This is a genomic window from Arthrobacter sp. Y3221048, assembly GCF_059092685.1.
Genome location: NZ_JBNHHX010000002.1, coordinates 1 through 17,396, shown reverse-complemented (window position 1 = coordinate 17,396; position 17,396 = coordinate 1). Strand labels below are relative to the sequence as shown.

Genomic DNA, 17,396 nt, shown 5'->3' with positions numbered 1-17,396 from the left:
CGAAGGAGCATTCCCGATGGTCGTAGTGCCCGCGATCGATCTCAATAACGGCGTCAGCATCCCGCAACTGGGCTTCGGCGTTTTCAAGGTGCCGCCGGCTGAAACGCAGCGGGCAGTTGAAGCTGCCCTTGAAGCAGGCTACCGCCACATCGACACGGCTGCCGCGTACCGGAACGAGTCCGGCGTCGGCGCCGCCATCTCCTCCAGCGGAATTCCCCGTGAGGATCTGTTCATCACCACCAAGCTCCGCAACGGCGAACAGGCCGACGCCCGCCGGGCTTTTGATAACAGCCTGCGCGAACTCGGCTTGGACTTCGTGGACCTGTACTTGATCCACTGGCCGGTGCCCTCGCAGAACCTGTACGTGCAGGCGTGGCATGAACTCGAAGAGCTCTACGCCGAAGGCCTCAGCCGGGCCATCGGCGTCTCCAACTTCCTGTCCGAGCATCTGGAGACCCTGCTGGCCGCCGGAGGCATGGTGCCGGCGGTCAACCAGATCGAAATCCATCCCACGTTCCAGCAGCGCGAAGTGGCGGCACTCAGCCGCCAGCACGGCATCGCCGTCGAAGCCTACAGCCCTCTGGGCCAGGGCGCCGATTTGGAGAGCCGGACGGTCACCGCCATCGCGGCAAAGTATCTGGCGACCCCGGCCCAAGTGGTGCTCGCCTGGCATCTGGCCAACGGCAACATCGTGATCCCCAAGTCCGCCAACCCGGACCGGATAGCGAAAAACCTGACCGCGGCACGGCTCACGCTCGACGCGGAGGACCTGGCCGCGATCACGGCGCTTGACGCCGGCGGTCGCATCGGCGCGGACCCGGCCACGGCCGCCTTCACGCAGCTCTAGAAACGACGGTTGCCGGTGTCCGCGTTGGACACCGGCAACCGTGGGGAACCTGCTGAGCGCTAGAGGCGGCGGTACTCGGCCACCATCGGGCAGTCGAACGGATCTCGTGCCGACAGGCCAACCTTGTTCAGGTACTGGACCACGATGCCGTAGGACTTGGGCAGCGAGGTTTCGGTGTACGGGATGCTGTGGTTGGCGCAGTATTCGCGCACGATCTGGGCCGCCTTAGCCAGGTTGGGCCGGGGCATGCTCGGGAACAGGTGGTGCTCCACCTGGTAGTTGAGTCCGCCCATGAGTGCGTTGATGGCACCGCTTCCCCTGGGGGTGCGGCCAACGATGTTGCGGCTGGTCAGGACCTGGCGGCTGAGGAAGTCCACCTTCGAGTCCTTGGGGATCAGCGGCATGCCCTTGTGGTTCGGCGCGAAGGACGCGCCCATGTAGACGCCGAAAACGGCCAGCTGGACTCCGAGGAACGCGAAGGCGATGCCGGGCGGCAGGAAGACGAAGATGGCCGCGACGTAGAGAGTCAGCCGGGCGAACAGCACGGAGATTTCCCGCTTGCGGCCCTTGACGGGGCCGCGGGCAAACAGCGACTTGATGGAGGTGATGTGCAGGTTGATGCCCTCGAGCATCAGCAGCGGAAAGAACAGGTAGCCCTGTCTGCGGGTGAACCAGGCCATCAGGCCCCGGCGTTCGGCAGCCTGTTCGGGCAGGAAGGAGACGGTGTCCTGCTCGATGTCCGGGTCTTTCCCGATCGTGTTCGGGTTGCCGTGGTGCCGGGTGTGCTTGTTCATCCACCACTGGTAGCTGATCCCAACGACGGCGTTGGCCAGGAACCGTCCGGCACGGTCGTTGGCCGGCCCGGTTTCGAAGACCTGCCGGTGGGCGGCCTCGTGGGCCAGGAACGCCAGCTGGGTGAACAGGATGCCCAGTGCGCCGGCAATCAACAGCTGGAACCAGCTGTCGCCGAGCAGTACGAATCCGGTGACCGCGCCGGCCAGCCCCAGCGCCAGCGCAACAAAGAGGCTGATGTAAAACCCCCTGCGCTTTCGCAGCAGACCTGCATCCCGCACCGTACTCAACAGCTGGGAGTAGCCGCTGGCGGCGGAAGAACCGCGCTTGCTACGGGTAGAAGTTGTCGGGGGAGATACAGATATGCTCATGCAGCCTTCAGTGGATCGGGTCCGGCTTCCCAGCCGTGGAGTAGGGCGAGTGCCCCGTAGATGAAGATCACTTTACGGTAGCAACCTGAACGAGTCCTGAACAGTAGGTGCCGTGGTAGCGCCATTCGGATTCCCGGACAAAGTCCTGTACAGTAGTTCTTGTAGTTGTTGTGTTGCGCATTTGATTTTGAGCAACAGGCCTTTCACCGAAGGGCTTGTGCTTCTCTGAACGGCGGACGAAAAACACCGCTGCAAGCGACCCGTGAAGTCCGCGGGCCGTGTAATTACTCGGAGGAGTACAAAAATGGCAACTGGAACCGTCAAGTGGTTTAACTCTGAAAAGGGCTTCGGCTTCATCGCTCCGGACGACGGCTCGGCCGACGTCTTCGCTCACTACTCGGCTATCGAGAACAGTGGCGGATACCGCGAACTGCGTGAAGACCAGAAGGTCGAATTCGAAACCGTGCAGGGCCCCAAGGGCCTGCAGGCTGCCAACATCCGCGGCCTCTAAGACGGCAGCGGCAACGCCGCTCTAGTCTTTCCAATGGAGCCGGTTCCCGTAAGGGAGCCGGCTCCATTGTTTTGCCCGCTGTCTTGCCGCTGGTGTTTTTGCCCGGCTGTTTTGCCCGGCTGTTTTACCCGGCGATTCACTCCCACTGGCAGGAATCGAGCATCCGGGGGCAAACTTGAGGCATGCCCTTGACACCAGTGCCCGCCAGTACCGGTACCTTTGTGGCCGACATGGTCCTGCAGATCCTGATGTTCACCGGCATCGCCGTGCTGTGCGTCGGGACGGCGGCGGCCGTGACCGTTTGGCTGGTCATCCGCAGGATCCGGCGCTCCCGCCGGTTCCGCAACGGGCTGCGCCGGGGATCTCTCACCGTCCGCAGTTTCACCAAGGACGACGCCGGCCGCCGCCTTGCGCGCCAGCGGCTCGGGTTGCAGCGCTCGACGGAAGCAACGGAACGGACACTCGCCGCCGCCCGGGCGGAGGGCCGCCCCGTCGGGGAACTGCCGTTGGTGGCGGCCAGGCTTGAGACGGCTTCCCGGTCCCTGGACGAACAACTGAAGTTGGCGGAAGGCGAGCCGGTGCCGGAGGTCAAGCGCTCCCTCGCCGCCAGCTTGAGCGGGCGGGCCGAACAACTCACCCGGCTGTCGGGCCAACTGCGGCAACACCTGGTGGAAGCCGGGTACTCTGCCGACGCCGAACAGCTGGAACTGGCCGGACGGCATTTGTCGCGGGAGATCGAGGCGCTGCACGCATGGTCCTCGGCCTACCGCGGTGTCCGTGACGGGCGCACCACTGCTGTCCCGCCGCACCCCCGGTCCGGCTTCCCGCCGCGCCGCCAGCCCGCCCCGGCGCAGCGTCGGCCCGATCCCCTGAGGAGCTAACGTGTCCATCAAGCACCGCCTTGGACGCATCATCCGCGCCAACCGCGCGGCCAAAGAGACTCCGGTCGATCCCCTGGCGGCCATTGAGGCCAGCCAGCAGCAACAGTCCGAAGCGGTGGACCAAGCCCGCCGCAGCGTCGCGGACATCGCGGCCGATTGCCGCCGCATCGGGTTGCTGCTGGATGAGGCCAAAGCAGAGCAGGCGTACTGCGACCGCCAAGCCGAAGAGTGCGTGGCCCGCGGCGACGACGACGGGGCCCGCGAGTTCCTGCACCGGAGCATCACGGCGTCGAAGCGCGTGGAAACGCTCGCCCGGCAATATGAGCGCATGGCCGAGCAGTGGCGCCGGCTGGACGGGGAGCTCGCCCGCCTGTCCTCGCGCATAGGCGAGAGCCGCCTGCGGTACCAGACCCTCCAGGCCCGCCACAACGTCGCCCAGGCCACGCTCGGCATGCAGCAGGCCGCCTCGGCGGCAGCCGGCAGCGCAACCGGAATGCAGTCCGCTGCCCGGGATGCCGAGCGGGAGACCCGTCGCATCGAGGCCGAGGCATCCGCCCGCAACGAAATCGCGTGGTCGGACCCGGATTCGCCGCAAGTGCAGGAGGCCTTCGAATGGCTGGAGGCCAGCACGGAAGTTGACGACCAACTGGGCGCGCTGAAGTCGCGGCGCAACAAGGCGCCGGAAGCCTGATGGCCGCAGCCGCCAGACCCGTCGTCACCGTCCTGTACAAAGACCAACTGCCGCCGGGCATGGAGGACGTCGAGGCCGCCGCGGAGGTGCGTTATGCCACCGCGGACCAACTCGCCGAGGCCCTGGATGGCGCCCAGGTGCTGTTTCTCTGGGACTTTTTCTCCCCCGCGCTGGAGGATGCCTGGCATGCCGCCGGCTCGCTGGAGTGGATTCACGTGGCCGCCGCCGGCGTGGACAAGCTGCTGTTCCAGGACCTGCGGGATTCGGGCGTGGTGGTTACCAACGCCCGCGGCATCTTCGACCGGCCAATCGCCGAATTCGTCCTCGCCGGGATGCTGGCCTTCGCCAAGGACCTGCCCGGCCTGCTGTCCCTGCAGCGGGGGCGGACCTGGCAGCACCGCGAGACCGAACGCCTTGAGTCCGGCCACGCGCTCATCGTCGGCACCGGGGCCATCGGACGCGAAATCGCCCGCGTGCTCAAGGCCCTCGGCCTGCGGGTTGCCGGGGCTGGGCGCACTGCCCGCAGCGGTGACGCCGATTTCGACGAGGTTTACGCATCGAACGAGCTTGCCGCCGTCGTCGGAGACTTCGACTGGGTAGTGATGGTGGCACCGCTGACCGAAGAGACCCGGCACCTCGTCGACGCAACCGTGCTGGAGGCCATGAAGCCGACCGCCCGGCTGGTCAACGTGGGCCGCGGGGCGTGCGTGGACACCGACGCGCTGGTGGCAGCGTTGCAATCCGGCGTCATCGCCGGAGCCGCCCTGGACGTGTTCGAAACCGAGCCGCTGCCGGCCGACCACGCGCTCTGGACGATGGACAACGTGATCATCTCGCCGCACCTCAGCGGTGACGCGCGTGGCTGGCTGCCCCAGCTGGCCGGGCAGTTCGCGGACAATTTCGCGCGCTACATTCGGCAGCTGCCGCTGGAGAACATGATCGACAAAAAGCTGGGTTTCGCCGCCCCAGCAAAATCATGAACGAGCATGCGGGCAGGGTCGATCGGGGCAGCCTGATAATCCGTGCGGCGCCGCCAAAGATCTACCGCGAATGACCGATCCCGTCAGCCTCGAAGCGTTTCGACGCGGGCCTTCGCAAGGTTCTCCCTCTTAGCGCATTTGCTCACCGGTTATGCCGTCAATCAGCACATCAATGCTGGAGCCGTCTTCGCGGTCGATCTCGATCTCCCACACCGGCAGGCCGCCCTCATTCCCCAGCGTCACTTCATCCACGTTGCCTGGTTCTGCCTCCGCGGCGGTTTCAAGCGCTTCAACCATGGAAACCCTGGTCTGCTCCAACTCCCGGGCATGCTCCGGTTCGGCACCCCCGGATTCCCGCTGCTCAAGCACCTCGCTGCCGTCCGGCGAGACCTGCACCTCGACCTCAGCATCGACGTCGAAGACGTCCACTTCCCAGGCCTGAAGCCGGTCGCTGAAGTCGAGTTCGATCGCGGAACTGCCGTGGACGGCATTAACCGCGGTTTCGACAGCGGCTATCGCATTTCGTTCACTTGGCATGGCAGATCCGGTGCCGGCAGGGCTGGGGTTGCCGGCCCCGGCTGGGGTTTCGGCCGGCTGGGCCTGGCCCGGTTCGGGCTGGGATATGTCGTCTCCGGTGGCGTCACAGGCCGACACTGTGACGGCCAGGCCGGCAGCAATCGAAAGGGCGGTGAAGGTCTTCCTCAGCTGTTCCATAGACCGATTCTCCGCCCCGACAACCGGCTTGGCCATGCCCCGGAGCCTCCGCCGGGTCGCCACCCCCGGTAAGCACGACAACACCCGCTGCTGTCCTAGACTGACATGGAATGCCCCCGAGTGATCAGGAGTAGGACTTTGGCCAACAACCCGACGTACCAGAACGTCACGTTCGAATCCGCAGGCACCGAGGCCCACGGCTATCTGGCCGTACCTGAGTCCGGGTCCGGCCCCGGCGTCATCGTCATTCAGGAGTGGTGGGGCCTGGTGGACCACATCCGGGACGTTGCCGACCGCCTGGCCGCCGAAGGTTTCGTCGCGTTGGCACCCGACCTCTACGGCGGACGCATTGCCCACGACGGCAAGGAAGCCGCCGCGATGATGTCCAAGCTGCCGGAACAGGAAGGTGCCCGGTTGCTGGCCGGCGCCGTGGACTACCTGCTGGCCCACGAGGCGGTCACCAGTTCCACCGTGGGCGCCATCGGTTTCTGCATGGGCGGCGGCTTTGTGCTGGCGCTGGCCGCACAGCAGGGCGAGCGCATCAGCGCAGCCGTGCCGTTCTACGGCGTCGGCCAGGGCGTGCCCAAATCGTACGAAGGGGTCCGCGCCGCCATCCAGGGCCACTACGGCGAACAGGACTCGTCCTACCCGGTGGAGAAGGCCAAGGCGCAGGAGGAGCAGATCCGCCGCGAGTCGGGCGCGGAAGTGACCTACTACTTCTACGACGCCCCGCACGCCTTTCACAACGACGAGAACCCGCAGGGCAACTACCGTCCCGAGGAGGCCAAACTGGCCTGGAGCCGCTCGGTGCAGTTCCTCAAGGACAAGGTCAAGTAGCCTCCACGAGTCATAGGACGACGTCGGTGCCCACCTTGGCACCGACGTCGTCCCTTGTGTTTGTGACCGAGTGTCGGAGCGGCTTCCGCCGGCCCGGCCGCAGTCCCCGCACGCGGAAGTAGCCCCTCCCCCGGCGGCGTGGCGGTTCAGCCATGTTGTTCTTTCACAGGGGCCGCTACTCTGTTGACCATGAAGCCCGAGGCGGCGTTGGTCGACTGGTTGCTCGACTCCGATCCGGCACTGCGCTGGCAGGTCGAACGGGACCTCGCACATGCACCCCCTGAACAGTGGGCCGCGACGAAGGCGCGCGTGGCTACGGAGGGTTTCGGCGCGCGGCTGCTCGCGCACCAGGACCTGGACGGCCAGTGGGCCGGCGGAGCGTACTTCCCCAGCGACTTCGACTTCCAGGGGCCGGAAGCAGCCGAGGGTGCCGGACAGCCGTGGACGGCCACCACGTGGTCGCTCAATTCCCTTCGGGACTGGGGCCTCGACGCCGCCGTGCTCGCCGGCACCGCCGAACAGCTCGCCGCCAACAGCCGCTGGGAATACGAGAACCTGCCGTACTGGGACGGCGAAGTGGACTGCTGCATCAACGCCTTTACCATCGCGAACGGCGCGTGGCTGGGTGCTGATGTGGACGGCATCGCCAACTGGTTCATCGAGCACCAATTGCCCGACGGCGGCTGGAACTGCGAGTGGATCGAAGGTTCCACCCGTTCATCGTTCCACTCCACGCTCAACACCCTGAAGGGGCTGCTGTACTTCGAGTCCGCCACCGGCGGCTCCGACGAAATCCGCGCCGCCCGCCACGCCGGCGAGGAGTACCTGCTCGAACGCCGGCTGCTGTACACTCACTCGACCGGCGAACTCGTCGCCCCGTGGGCCACGCACTTCGCCTACCCGTTCCGCTGGCTGTACAGCACACTGAACGCCGTGGACTACTTCAGGTCGGCGACCCTCCATGACGGCACGAACCCCGATCCCCGGCTGGCCGACGCCATGGAGCTCATCGACTCCGCGCGCCAGCCCGACGGAACCTGGCTGCAGGAACGCCGCCACCCCGGCCGCGTCTGGTTCGACGTCGACGTACCCCCCGGCGAGCCGTCCAAGTGGCTCACGTTCCACGGCCTGCGCGCCCTGGCGTGGTGGGACGAGGCCGGCGCCTTCCCGCCTGCACCGGGCTACAGGTCCGAGACCGTGTGAGGTCGATCGCGGCCCCTTGAGACAGACGGAGCGAAGCGGGTGACACCGGGGAGCTCCATTTCAAGCAATTGCGAGGCGGTGGTGCCACCGGATTCCCATCAAGTTGCCGGGTGCAATCTCCCGTGGCTATCCTTGCCTTATCCACGGGCCTCCCGGTCTAGTCTCTGACCGGTTGTAGATAACGGGTGGACACTTCTTTTCGTTAAGGACTAGGGAGTTCTACATGCATTTAACGCCCCGTGAGCACGAAAAACTCATGATTGTGGTCGCCGCCGACCTGGCCCGAAGGCGCCAGCAGCGCGGCCTTAAACTCAACCATCCCGAAGCGGTCGCCCTGATCACGTACGAGCTGATCGAGGGGGCGCGCGACGGCCGGACGGTCGCGGACCTGATGAGCTACGGGTCCACGATCCTTTCCCGCAGCGACGTTATGGACGGCGTGGCAGAGATGATCGCCGACGTGCAGGTCGAGGCCACTTTCCCCGACGGCACCAAGCTGGTCACCGTCCATAACCCGATCCGCTGAGCCTAAGGAGGAGCACCCATGAAACCCGGAGAATACATCCTGCGCGGCGAGCCCATCACCTGCAATGAGGGCGCCGCGACCCGCATTATGAACGTGACCAACCGGGGCGACCGGCCGGTCCAGGTCGGGTCGCACTACCACTTCGCCGAGGTAAATCCGGCGCTGGACATGGACCGGGTCGCGGCGCGCGGCTTCCGGCTGGACATTCCGGCAGGCACGGCCGTGCGTTTCGAACCGGGCGATGCGCGCAGCGTGCACCTGGTGGAGATCGCCGGGAACCGCGAGGTCCATGGCTTCCGAAACCACGTGAACGGGTCGCTGGGCGCCAGCGTCCCCCCGGGCTACACCGAGGCCATCGGAGGCACCGCCGGCATCAATGCGGAGGCCGAGCCCGAACTGGCGGCCGAATACGCCATTGATCTGCCCAACGTTGGCTTCGAGGGGGCCGGCTTCCACACCACGTACGGCCTGGACCCGGTCGACGAATCGCGCGGACCGAAGGCCCGCGGCGCCGGCAAGAAGCCGGGCCGTGGCGAGGCCGCCGAGAAGACCGACGACGGTGCTGCCACCGGGAAGACCAACGGCGGCGGGGAGGAGCAGCGATGAGTTTCGAGATGAAGCGCAGGCACTATGCCGAGATGTACGGGCCGACCACCGGCGATGCGATCCGGCTCGCAGACACCGACCTGCTGCTGGAGATCGAGCACGACTACACCCGCTACGGCGAGGAAGTGGTCTTCGGCGGCGGGAAGGTGATCCGGGACGGCATGGGCCAGAACGGACAGCGGACGCGCGACCAGGACATTCCGGACACGGTCATCACGAACGTCGTGGTGCTGGACTACAGCGGGATCTACAAGGCCGACGTCGCGCTGCGCGACGGACACATCTTCAAGATCGGCAAGGCCGGGAACCCCGACATCTCCGGCGGCGTCGACATCACCATCGGTGCCGCGACGGACGTGATCGCCGGGGAGCACAAGATCCTCACCGCGGGCGGCATCGACACCCACGTGCACTTCATCAGCCCCGACCAGGTGCCGGTTGCCCTGGCGAACGGCGTCACCACGCTGATCGGCGGCGGCGCCGGCCCGTCGGATGCCTCCAAGGCGACGACCGTGACGCCGGGACCGTGGCACATCGGCCGGATGTTGCAGGCGGTCGACGACCTGCCGGTCAACATCGGGCTGCTTGCCAAGGGCCACGCCAGCGCGCGCGGTCCGCTGGCCGAACAGATCCGGGCCGGTGCCATCGGCTTCAAGGTGCACGAGGACTGGGGCGCCACGACCTCCTCCATTGACATGTCGCTGCGGATCGCCGACGAGTTCGACGTGCAGGTCGCCATCCACGCGGACACGCTCAACGAGTGCGGTTTCGTGGAGGACACCATCCGCGCCATCGACGGTCGGGTGATCCACACCTTCCACACCGAAGGCGCCGGCGGCGGGCACGCCCCGGACATTATCCGCGTCGCCGGGCTGCCGAACGTCCTGCCCGCTTCGACCAACCCGACCCTGCCCTACACCACCAACACGCTCGACGAGCATCTGGACATGCTCATGGTCGCCCACCACCTGAACCCGGACATCCCCGAGGACGTAGCCTTCGCCGACTCCAGGATCCGCAAGGAGACCATCGCAGCCGAAGACGTGCTGCACGATCTCGGCGTCTTCTCGATCACCAGCTCGGACGCCCAGGCCATGGGCCGCGTCGGCGAGATGGTGCTGCGGACCTGGCAGGTGGCGGATGCGATGAAGCGCCAGCGCGGCAAGTTTGAGCAAGACCCGGAAATTGGCGACAACTTCCGGCTCAAGCGCTACGTCGCCAAGTACACCATCAACCCCGCGCTGGCACACGGCATCGCCGACTCGGTCGGCAGCGTCGAGGTGGGCAAGTTCGCCGACCTGGTGCTTTGGGATCCGGCCTTCTTCGGCGTCAAACCGGAGATGGTGCTCAAGGGCGGACAGATCGTCCAGTCGATCATGGGCGACGCCAACGGTTCCATTCCCACGCCGCAACCACGCGCCCTGCGGCGGAACTTCGGGGCGTTGGGCAACGCAGTGCACTCATCCTCGATCACGTTCATGCCGAAGATCGCCATCGACGAAGGCATCCCGGACCGGCTGAACCTGCGCCGGACCATCCGCGCAGCACACGGCATCCGCACCCTGACCAAGGCCGACCTGAAGTACAACGGGGAGACCCCGGACATCCAGGTCGACCCGCAAACCTACACCGTCACGGTGAACGGTGAAGTAGCGACCTGCGAGCCCTCGAGTGTGCTGCCGATGGCCCAGCGCTACTTCCTGTTCTAGACCGAGCCATACCCGAAAGGACGTAGTCAATGATCATTGAGCGCGTCATCGCCAACCGGCACGATCTTCCCAACACGGAGCTTGCCGGCCTGCACGAGGAGAAGGTAGCGCTTCCCAGCAGCGAACTGGTCAAGCGCGTCCAGCGCGTCACCACCGATCACGGCCGCGAAATCGGCATCCGCCTGGTCACGCCGGGCGACCTGCGCGACGGCGACATCCTGTTCCGCGACGAGTCGAACGTCATCGTCGTCAGCGTCCTGCCCACGGACGTCCTGGTCATCGCCCCGCGCACGATCCGGGAGATGGGCGTGGTGGCCCACAGCCTGGGCAACCGGCACCTGCAGGCGCAATTTTTCGACGCCGGAAGCGACTACCGCGCGGAGGTCATGGTGGTGCAGTACGACCACACCGTCGAAGACTATCTGCAGCACATGCAGGTGCCCTACTCCCGGCAGGAACGGGTCATGCCCGTGCCGTTTCGACATGCCGAACACACGCACTGAGGCACCCGGCCGCCGCCCGTCGTCGTACCTGCTGCCCCTGCTGCAGCTGGCCGACTCCGCCCTGCCCACCGGCGCCTTCAGCCACTCGTTTGGGCTCGAGACGTTCCTGGAACGCGGACTGGTCCGCGACGAGAAGACCTTCGCGGTCTGGCTCGGCCAGTTCATCCACAGCCAGCTGACCTACAGCGACGGCCTCGCCATCCGGCTGGCCCTGGAAGCCCGCTCGACGGCAGAACTGCGGGAGCTGGACGCGATGCTGGCAGCGCAGGCCCTGCCGCGGCAGGTGCGCGAGGCCGGCGTGAAAATGGGCGCGCGGATGCTCCAGATCGCCTCGGTAATCCTCGATAGCGACGAGATCGAGCAGTACCGCGAAGACGTCGCAAGCGGCGCGTGCAGCGGACATCCGGCGCTGGCCTTCGCCGTCGCCGGGCGCAGCCTGCAGGTTCCGCTGCCGGAGCTGCTGGGCACCTACCTGTTTTCGACGGCGACCTCGCTGACGCAGAACGCCATCCGCGGCATCTCAATCGGCCAGGACGCCGGGCAGCGGGTGCTGCGCCAGGTCCATCCGGAGATCACCGCGGCCACGGCCCGGATCTCCGGACTGGACCGCAGCGACTTCGGCGCCGCCGCCCCTGGGCTGGAAATCGCCCAAATGCGTCACGAGCGGCAGCGGGCCCGCATGTTCATGTCCTGACCCGCCGTCGCATACCGCAAGACCCGGCCGCCCAGCGGCCGGCCCACGGAACAAGGAGTAAGACAATGGAACCCATCAAGATCGGTATCGGCGGCCCCGTCGGCGCCGGCAAGACCCAGCTGGTCGAACGCCTGACCCGGCACCTGTCCGGCGAGATCTCCATGGCCGCCATCACCAACGACATCTACACAATCGAGGACGCCAAGATCCTGGCCGCCAACGGCGTGCTGCCGCTGGACCGGATCATCGGCATCGAAACCGGCGGCTGCCCGCACACAGCCATCCGCGAGGACACCTCGATGAACTCCGCCGCCGTGGAGGAATTGAAGAACCGGCACCCGGACCTGCAGGTCGTGTTCATCGAAAGCGGGGGCGACAACCTCTCGGCGACGTTCAGCCCGGAACTGGTGGACTTCTCCATCTACATCATCGACGTGGCGCAGGGCGAGAAGATCCCGCGCAAGGCCGGCCAGGGCATGATCAAGTCGGACCTGTTCATCATCAACAAGACCGACTTGGCGCCGCACGTGGGCGCCGACCTGTCGGTGATGGAGTCCGACTCGAAGGAATTCCGCGGAGACAAGCCGTTCTGCTTCACCAACCTGAAGACGGACGAGGGCCTGGACAAGGTCATCGAATGGCTCCGCCGCGATGTGCTGATGCAGGACCTGGCGCAATGAGCGCGGCCCAGCCGGCGGGCGTGCAGCTTCCGACCGGTGAGCTGCGCCTGACGGTTGGCCAGCGCGGCGGCCGCGGCGTCGCCACCTCGCAATACCACCAGGGCGCGCTGCGCGTCATCCGCCCGCACTACCTGGACGCGTCCGCGCAGGTCGCCTACACGATCGTCAACCCGGGCGGCGGCTACCTGGGAGGGGACGTCTACGAGATCGACATCCAGGTCGAGGACCAGGCCCGCCTGTTGCTGACCACCCAGTCCGCCACCAAGATCTACCGGACGCCGGGCGATCCGGCCGTGCAGCACACCCGGTTCCGGCTCGGCCCCGGCGCCAGCCTGGAGTTCCTGCCGGACCAGCTCATCGCGTACCGGGAGGCTACCTACCGCCAGGAGACCGTCGTCGAACTCGCCGCGGACTCCTCCCTGGTGATGTGCGACGTGGTCACTCCCGGCTGGTCCCCAGACGGCAGGCCCTTCCGGTACGAGGAGGTGCGCATCCGCAACGACATCTACCGCGACGGCCGCCTGCTCGCCCTGGACAACCTGCTGATCCGCCCCGGCGATCCGGACGCGCCGCTGTCCAGCATGCTCTTCCTCGAGGACTACTCGCACCTGGGCTCGATGCTCGTGGTCGACCCCCGCGTGGACGGTGACCTGGTGCGCGAGTTGCAGGACCTGTTGGCACCAATGGATCCCGCCGGGCAGCTCGGCCTGTCGCTGCTGAACGGCCCCGGCTTCGCCCTGCGCGCCCTGTCCCGCAGCACCGACACGCTGAACGCCATGCTGCACGCCGCCGTCGACCTGCTCCGCCACCGCTGGTTCGGCCAGCAACCACTGAATCTTCGCAAGTACTGACCCGGCGCCGGACACCACCCGCCCTGACTCCGGCCAGGCCCCAAAGGAGACAAAGCATGAACGCACAGCCGTTCCCCCTCGCTTCCAGCTACCTTGAGCGGGAAAAACTGCCGGCCTCGCGCCGGATCGCCACGACCTTCGGCGCCGTCGCCCTGCTGCACGTGCTCTGCCTCGGCCTGCTCGCCTACTCGTTCGCGACCGACACGCACCCGCTGGCCATCGGCCTGTTCTTCACCGCTTACCTGGCCGGCGTCAAGCACAGCTACGACTGGGACCACATCGCCGCCATCGACAACTCCAGCCGCAAATTTGCCGCCCAGGGCCGCTCGCCGGTCAGCGTTGGCTTCGCCTTCAGCCTCGGGCACAGCACCATCGTGATGCTGGCCGGCATTCTCGTAGTCAGCGGCGCCACCATCATGGGCTCGGCTTTGGAGGAAGGCTCCACCGTCAACACGGTGCTCGGCCTGATCGGCGCAGCCGTCTCGGCCACTTTCCTGCTTGTTATCGGCGTCTTCAACGGCGCCGCCTTCCGCCGCACCGCCCGGCTCTACCGGCACGTGCGCGACGGCGGACACGTCACCGCGGAGGAGCTGCGCCCGCAGGGCCTGGTCGCCCGGCTGCTGGACAAGCCGCTGTCCCGCATCAACCGCCCGCGGGACATCTATGTACTTGGCTTCCTGTTCGGCCTCGGCTTCGACACCGCCACCACCATCGCCTTCCTGCTCCTGACCGCCTCCGCCGCCCTCGCCGGCGTCTCGCCCCTGGCCCTGATGGCCCTGCCCCTGGGCTTCACGGCCGCCATGACGCTGTGCGATACAGCCAACGGCATGGCCATGATGAAGATGTACCGCACCGCCATCTTGGACCCGCAGAAGAAGATCGGCTTCAACATGGTCATCACCGGCCTCTCCTCCTGCTCCGCACTGTTCATCGCCGTGCTGACCGCCGGCGGCATCCTGCATGAAGCCGGCCTGAACGATCCGTTAACCCGTTGGCTGGGCGCGCTCGACCTCGGCCACGCCGGCCTGCTGCTGGTCGCCGTCTTCCTTGCCATTTGGGGCATCGCCACCCTCGGCTGGCGCCGCCGGGCCGTAGCCGCCTGACCAGTGCGGCACGGACGCAGCCCAGCCGGCGTAGAACCCCGTGGTTTCTGCCGGGTCAGGCAGGGCGCAAGGGCCTCTTGATGCCGAACCTGTCATTACCGAGGTCCCGGATGACATCGATGAGCCGCGTCTTGAGCTGCTCGACCTCGCCGTCCTCACCCAGCAGCTCCTGTCCCAGTTTCACCACCTGTTGGAAGGTCTCCTCGCCTCGCTCCGAGATATTAACCCGTTGCTCGCGCCGGTCGTTTTTGCTGCGAGCGCGGGATATGTAACCGGTTGCTTCCAGCCGTGCCAGGGTCTTGCCCACGGTCTGTGGCTGCACCCGCACCCGCTTTGCCAGCTGTGCCTGCGCCATCGGCCCCTCCACGGCCAGGATTTCCAGCACAGTTGCTCCGGCATGGGTCAGGCCGAGGGAAGCCAGCTGCTCGTTCCACTCGTATTCGACAAGCCTCGCGGCTGTGGACAGGAGCCGGGGCATGGGCCACTTGGAAAGATCAGGCATGCAGGATTATAAGCAAACTGACCGTTGAGAGGTCAATGGTTTAGCCGGCCTTTTACACCCGTGCTGTAGATTCGACTCAGTGGGCAGGCCTGTCTGTCTACAACACGCAGCAAGCGCTCTCTCACCAGAGGAAGAAGCGCTGCATTTTCCCTTGAAAGGGACATTGATGGATCCCGTGAACGAAACCAACACGCTGCCCATGTCCATCGCGGAGTTGGACTCCACGATCTATACCGGACGGCCAGCGTCGACAGACACACTCCCTGTGGGGCGGGCGCAGACAGTTTCCGACCTGACCCCGGGGCAGAAGAAAGCACTGGAGGCCGTCACCGTCCGCGCGGGACAAGTCGAGGCGGCGGAATGGGCCCTGGACCAGGCGAAGGCCGTCTTCCAGGAGCAGACAGCCGCCGCTTTGGCCTCCGGTGTACCTGCCGAACTGGTTGCCGAAGCCGCCGGAACGTGTGCCTCTGCCCTCGCGGCACCGACCGGTGCGGCTGCCGCGAACCCGCTGAGTCTAGTGGCCATCGGCTGACCTGCTCTGCCGGTACGCCGGTCCGGCCGCCATGGCGCGCTGCGGGGGCCGCTACCCAGTTGACCCACGAAGCCCGAGGCAGGCGATCAGCCTCTGCCACCGGGCGTCGACGCGTCGGTACGAGGGGGACGTTGCCGGCTATGGTCAGCCGGGTCTGTTTCGTTGGCTGAGAGATCACGCAGGTGCTGCCGGTCCGCAGGGTGCAGCCTGGAGTTCCCGTCGATCGCTTCCGTCAGTATCGTCAGGTGCTTGCGGAGCACCGGGACGTGCTGGGGACGACCCGACTCTTGTGACAACTGGATGAGCATGCGGAGTGTTCTCAAGATTGCGGCAGCCACCTGCGGCTGCTCCGTTGCGGCATGCCGCAGCTGGTCAAAAGCGTGGTCAATGTATTCATCCATGTTGAGCTCCCAGGGCCGCAGCAGGAGCCTGCCTTGGCGTCCGGCGATCCTTTCCGGAGGCAGCTCCGAGAGCACCAGTTTGCGCAGGAGGCTTCCGAGCCGCAACACCACTTCGACGGCGGTGTTCGGGTCGTTAATCGCCGAGCTCAGCGCCCGCAGGCCGATATCGACCAACTGCCGAATGGAAAAGTCGATGTCCTGTTGGGCAGTGCGCGCGTTGCTGACCCTGATCACCCCCCTCAAGCGGCGGGCGACGGCCGCGTCGCCGTCAGGCCAGACGGTGGCCAGCGGTTCGCCCTGGTGGATGTAAGCCCCGACGCGGGTCTCGAGCCGGACGGTGGTGCGGGCGGGAACGGCGGCAAGAATATTCTTGCTCAGGGCCTGGGTCACCCAGCCGTCCCGATGCGCGCGGACAATGAATCCTGGTTGCGCTTCCGGCGGCACCGGTGACCCTGTGGGACTTGTTTCGTCTCCACTGCTGTGCAGGACGGTAGCCGCAATTCTTTGGCCTTCGTTGGCGATGGTCCGGACAATTTCGCCCACCTGTAGCCGGTGCGCGAGGTGGTTGAGGTGCGCGATGATGAGCAGCACCGTCCCCACCGTCAGCAGCACCGCAATGGTCATGGATAAGCGGGGCGCGGGGTCGCTGGATTCGGCATTGATGTTCCGCATCACCAGGACGCAGTAGACGAACGATGCTACGAGCAGTCCCACCACGCATTGGCTCAAGCGGTCCCGGACGAAAGAGCGCATTACCCGGGGCGAGAACTGGCTGCTGGCCAGCTGCAGGCTCACGACCGTCAGGGAGAAAACAACACCTGCGGTCGTGATTGTCGCACCCGAAACCACGCTCAATAACCAGACCGCAGCGTTGCTCGACATCCCGAACGTAAAGCCAAGCAGCGGAGTCTCCTTACCCGCCGCGTCAATTGCGCTGGCAGCTTCCGCCAACCCCGCACCGCACACGACGATGATCGCCGGAAGAAGAAACAGGCTCTCCCGAAAGGCATATGCCGCCGCACTGGCCCTGATCCCGAACCTTGTCCACATCATGGGCTGAGACTATGGAGGAGCGCGAGGCCAGTCAAAACACCGTTGCTCGAGCGTTCGGGGACCCAGAAGGGTGGAACCAGTCCTGATGTTTCCCTTCCTTAGCGGCGCCGAGCCTCAGCAGTATGGCGTGATGGGCATTCTGATGGGCCTCGCCCGGGTCGCCTTCGCGATGAGCCGTGACGGCCTGCTGCCGCGGTGGCTGGGCCACACCACCGAGCATCAAAAACCCCGGCGCGGGTGCAGATCTTGGCCGGCGCCCTGGTTGCCCTGGTGGCGGGCTTCACCATCTACTTCCTGTACGGCCGCCAACATGGCTCATCGGAATCGAGAGTGTAGATAGCGTTGGCGCGTCGGTGTCCGGATAGAGGTCGAGGTCTTCCGATGATGGAAGTTCCTACACTGTCCATCC

Annotated in this window: 19 protein-coding genes and 1 pseudogene; 16 read left to right on the top strand and 4 right to left on the bottom strand. The window is 66.1% G+C overall.

Going from position 1 to position 17,396, the window contains the following annotated elements; translation table 11 throughout:
- Window positions 1–16 precede the first annotated feature (16 nt).
- On the top strand, window positions 17–847 hold the full coding sequence (locus tag AC5RVS_RS04700; RefSeq protein WP_494107332.1) for an aldo/keto reductase: 831 nt from the start codon (window positions 17–19) through the stop codon (window positions 845–847).
- Between the two features lie 59 nt (window positions 848–906).
- On the opposite strand, the gene AC5RVS_RS04695 is transcribed toward AC5RVS_RS04700, so the two are convergent.
- Window positions 907–2,010, bottom strand: coding sequence for a fatty acid desaturase family protein (locus AC5RVS_RS04695; RefSeq protein WP_493989818.1), 1,104 nt, complete (start codon window positions 2,008–2,010; stop codon window positions 907–909).
- 304 nt (window positions 2,011–2,314) lie between these two features.
- On the opposite strand from AC5RVS_RS04695, the gene AC5RVS_RS04690 reads away from it, so the two are divergent.
- The 4 genes from AC5RVS_RS04690 to AC5RVS_RS04675 all read left to right on the top strand — a co-directional run bounded on the left by AC5RVS_RS04690 (window position 2,315) and on the right by AC5RVS_RS04675 (window position 5,073).
- Window positions 2,315–2,521 carry a cold-shock protein gene (locus AC5RVS_RS04690; RefSeq protein WP_127512299.1) on the top strand — a complete coding sequence of 69 codons (207 nt, stop codon included), beginning with the start codon at window positions 2,315–2,317 and terminating at the stop codon, window positions 2,519–2,521.
- Window positions 2,522–2,703: 182 nt separating this feature from the next.
- Window positions 2,704–3,402, top strand: coding sequence for a hypothetical protein (locus AC5RVS_RS04685; RefSeq protein WP_493989819.1), 699 nt, complete (start codon window positions 2,704–2,706; stop codon window positions 3,400–3,402).
- 1 nt (window position 3,403) lies between these two features.
- Window positions 3,404–4,093 carry a PspA/IM30 family protein gene (locus tag AC5RVS_RS04680; protein WP_494107331.1) on the top strand — a complete coding sequence of 230 codons (690 nt, stop codon included), beginning with the start codon at window positions 3,404–3,406 and terminating at the stop codon, window positions 4,091–4,093.
- The gene (locus AC5RVS_RS04675) at window positions 4,093–5,073 is read left to right on the top strand and encodes a D-2-hydroxyacid dehydrogenase (protein WP_494107330.1); all 981 of its coding nucleotides are present in this window, start codon (window positions 4,093–4,095) and stop codon (window positions 5,071–5,073) included. The genes AC5RVS_RS04680 and AC5RVS_RS04675 overlap by 1 nt, the downstream gene beginning before the upstream one ends.
- A gap of 129 nt (window positions 5,074–5,202) precedes the next feature.
- Here AC5RVS_RS04675 and AC5RVS_RS04670 read toward each other — a convergent pair whose 3' ends face one another.
- Window positions 5,203–5,787, bottom strand: coding sequence for a PepSY domain-containing protein (locus AC5RVS_RS04670; RefSeq protein ID WP_494107329.1), 585 nt, complete (start codon window positions 5,785–5,787; stop codon window positions 5,203–5,205).
- A 138-nt stretch (window positions 5,788–5,925) separates the two neighbouring features.
- Here AC5RVS_RS04670 and AC5RVS_RS04665 point away from each other — a divergent pair, with 138 nt between their 5' ends.
- From AC5RVS_RS04665 to AC5RVS_RS04620, 10 genes and pseudogenes are all read left to right on the top strand, one after another.
- Window positions 5,926–6,624, top strand: a complete 699-nt coding sequence (locus tag AC5RVS_RS04665; protein WP_494107328.1) for a dienelactone hydrolase family protein — start codon at window positions 5,926–5,928, stop codon at window positions 6,622–6,624.
- 189 nt (window positions 6,625–6,813) lie between these two features.
- Entirely contained in the window at window positions 6,814–7,827 is a 1,014-nt protein-coding gene (locus AC5RVS_RS04660) for a squalene cyclase (protein ID WP_494107327.1), read from the top strand.
- Between the two features lie 223 nt (window positions 7,828–8,050).
- Window positions 8,051–8,353 (top strand): urease subunit gamma, encoded by a 303-nt coding sequence (locus AC5RVS_RS04655; protein ID WP_493989825.1) that lies wholly within the window; start codon window positions 8,051–8,053, stop codon window positions 8,351–8,353.
- Window positions 8,354–8,371: 18 nt separating this feature from the next.
- Window positions 8,372–8,806: pseudogene (locus tag AC5RVS_RS04650) on the top strand (urease subunit beta); the annotation flags it as partial.
- A gap of 149 nt (window positions 8,807–8,955) precedes the next feature.
- A complete protein-coding gene (gene ureC, locus AC5RVS_RS04645; RefSeq protein WP_494107326.1) occupies window positions 8,956–10,668 on the top strand; it encodes an urease subunit alpha in 1,713 nt (570 codons plus the stop codon).
- A 29-nt stretch (window positions 10,669–10,697) separates the two neighbouring features.
- Entirely contained in the window at window positions 10,698–11,171 is a 474-nt protein-coding gene (gene ureE, locus AC5RVS_RS04640) for an urease accessory protein UreE (protein WP_494107325.1), read from the top strand.
- Window positions 11,152–11,865: an urease accessory protein UreF gene (locus AC5RVS_RS04635; RefSeq protein ID WP_494107324.1), complete on the top strand. Its 714-nt coding sequence runs from the start codon at window positions 11,152–11,154 to the stop codon at window positions 11,863–11,865. The genes ureE and AC5RVS_RS04635 overlap by 20 nt, the downstream gene beginning before the upstream one ends.
- Before the next feature lie 65 nt (window positions 11,866–11,930).
- Complete coding sequence (gene ureG, locus AC5RVS_RS04630) at window positions 11,931–12,545, top strand: urease accessory protein UreG (protein ID WP_493940768.1); 615 nt, start codon at window positions 11,931–11,933, stop codon at window positions 12,543–12,545.
- Entirely contained in the window at window positions 12,542–13,396 is an 855-nt protein-coding gene (locus AC5RVS_RS04625; protein WP_494107323.1) for an urease accessory protein UreD, read from the top strand. The genes ureG and AC5RVS_RS04625 overlap by 4 nt, the downstream gene beginning before the upstream one ends.
- A gap of 56 nt (window positions 13,397–13,452) precedes the next feature.
- Window positions 13,453–14,499 (top strand): HoxN/HupN/NixA family nickel/cobalt transporter, encoded by a 1,047-nt coding sequence (locus AC5RVS_RS04620; RefSeq protein WP_494107322.1) that lies wholly within the window; start codon window positions 13,453–13,455, stop codon window positions 14,497–14,499.
- Between the two features lie 55 nt (window positions 14,500–14,554).
- Here the strand turns inward: AC5RVS_RS04620 and AC5RVS_RS04615 are convergent, their stop codons facing one another.
- On the bottom strand, window positions 14,555–15,001 hold the full coding sequence (locus AC5RVS_RS04615; RefSeq protein ID WP_493989831.1) for a MarR family winged helix-turn-helix transcriptional regulator: 447 nt from the start codon (window positions 14,999–15,001) through the stop codon (window positions 14,555–14,557).
- A gap of 166 nt (window positions 15,002–15,167) precedes the next feature.
- On the opposite strand from AC5RVS_RS04615, the gene AC5RVS_RS04610 reads away from it, so the two are divergent.
- Window positions 15,168–15,533, top strand: a complete 366-nt coding sequence (locus tag AC5RVS_RS04610) for a hypothetical protein (RefSeq protein ID WP_494107321.1) — start codon at window positions 15,168–15,170, stop codon at window positions 15,531–15,533.
- An 86-nt stretch (window positions 15,534–15,619) separates the two neighbouring features.
- Here the strand turns inward: AC5RVS_RS04610 and AC5RVS_RS04605 are convergent, their stop codons facing one another.
- Window positions 15,620–16,984 carry a DUF2254 domain-containing protein gene (locus tag AC5RVS_RS04605; protein WP_494107853.1) on the bottom strand — a complete coding sequence of 455 codons (1,365 nt, stop codon included), beginning with the start codon at window positions 16,982–16,984 and terminating at the stop codon, window positions 15,620–15,622.
- Window positions 16,985–17,396 lie beyond the last annotated feature (412 nt).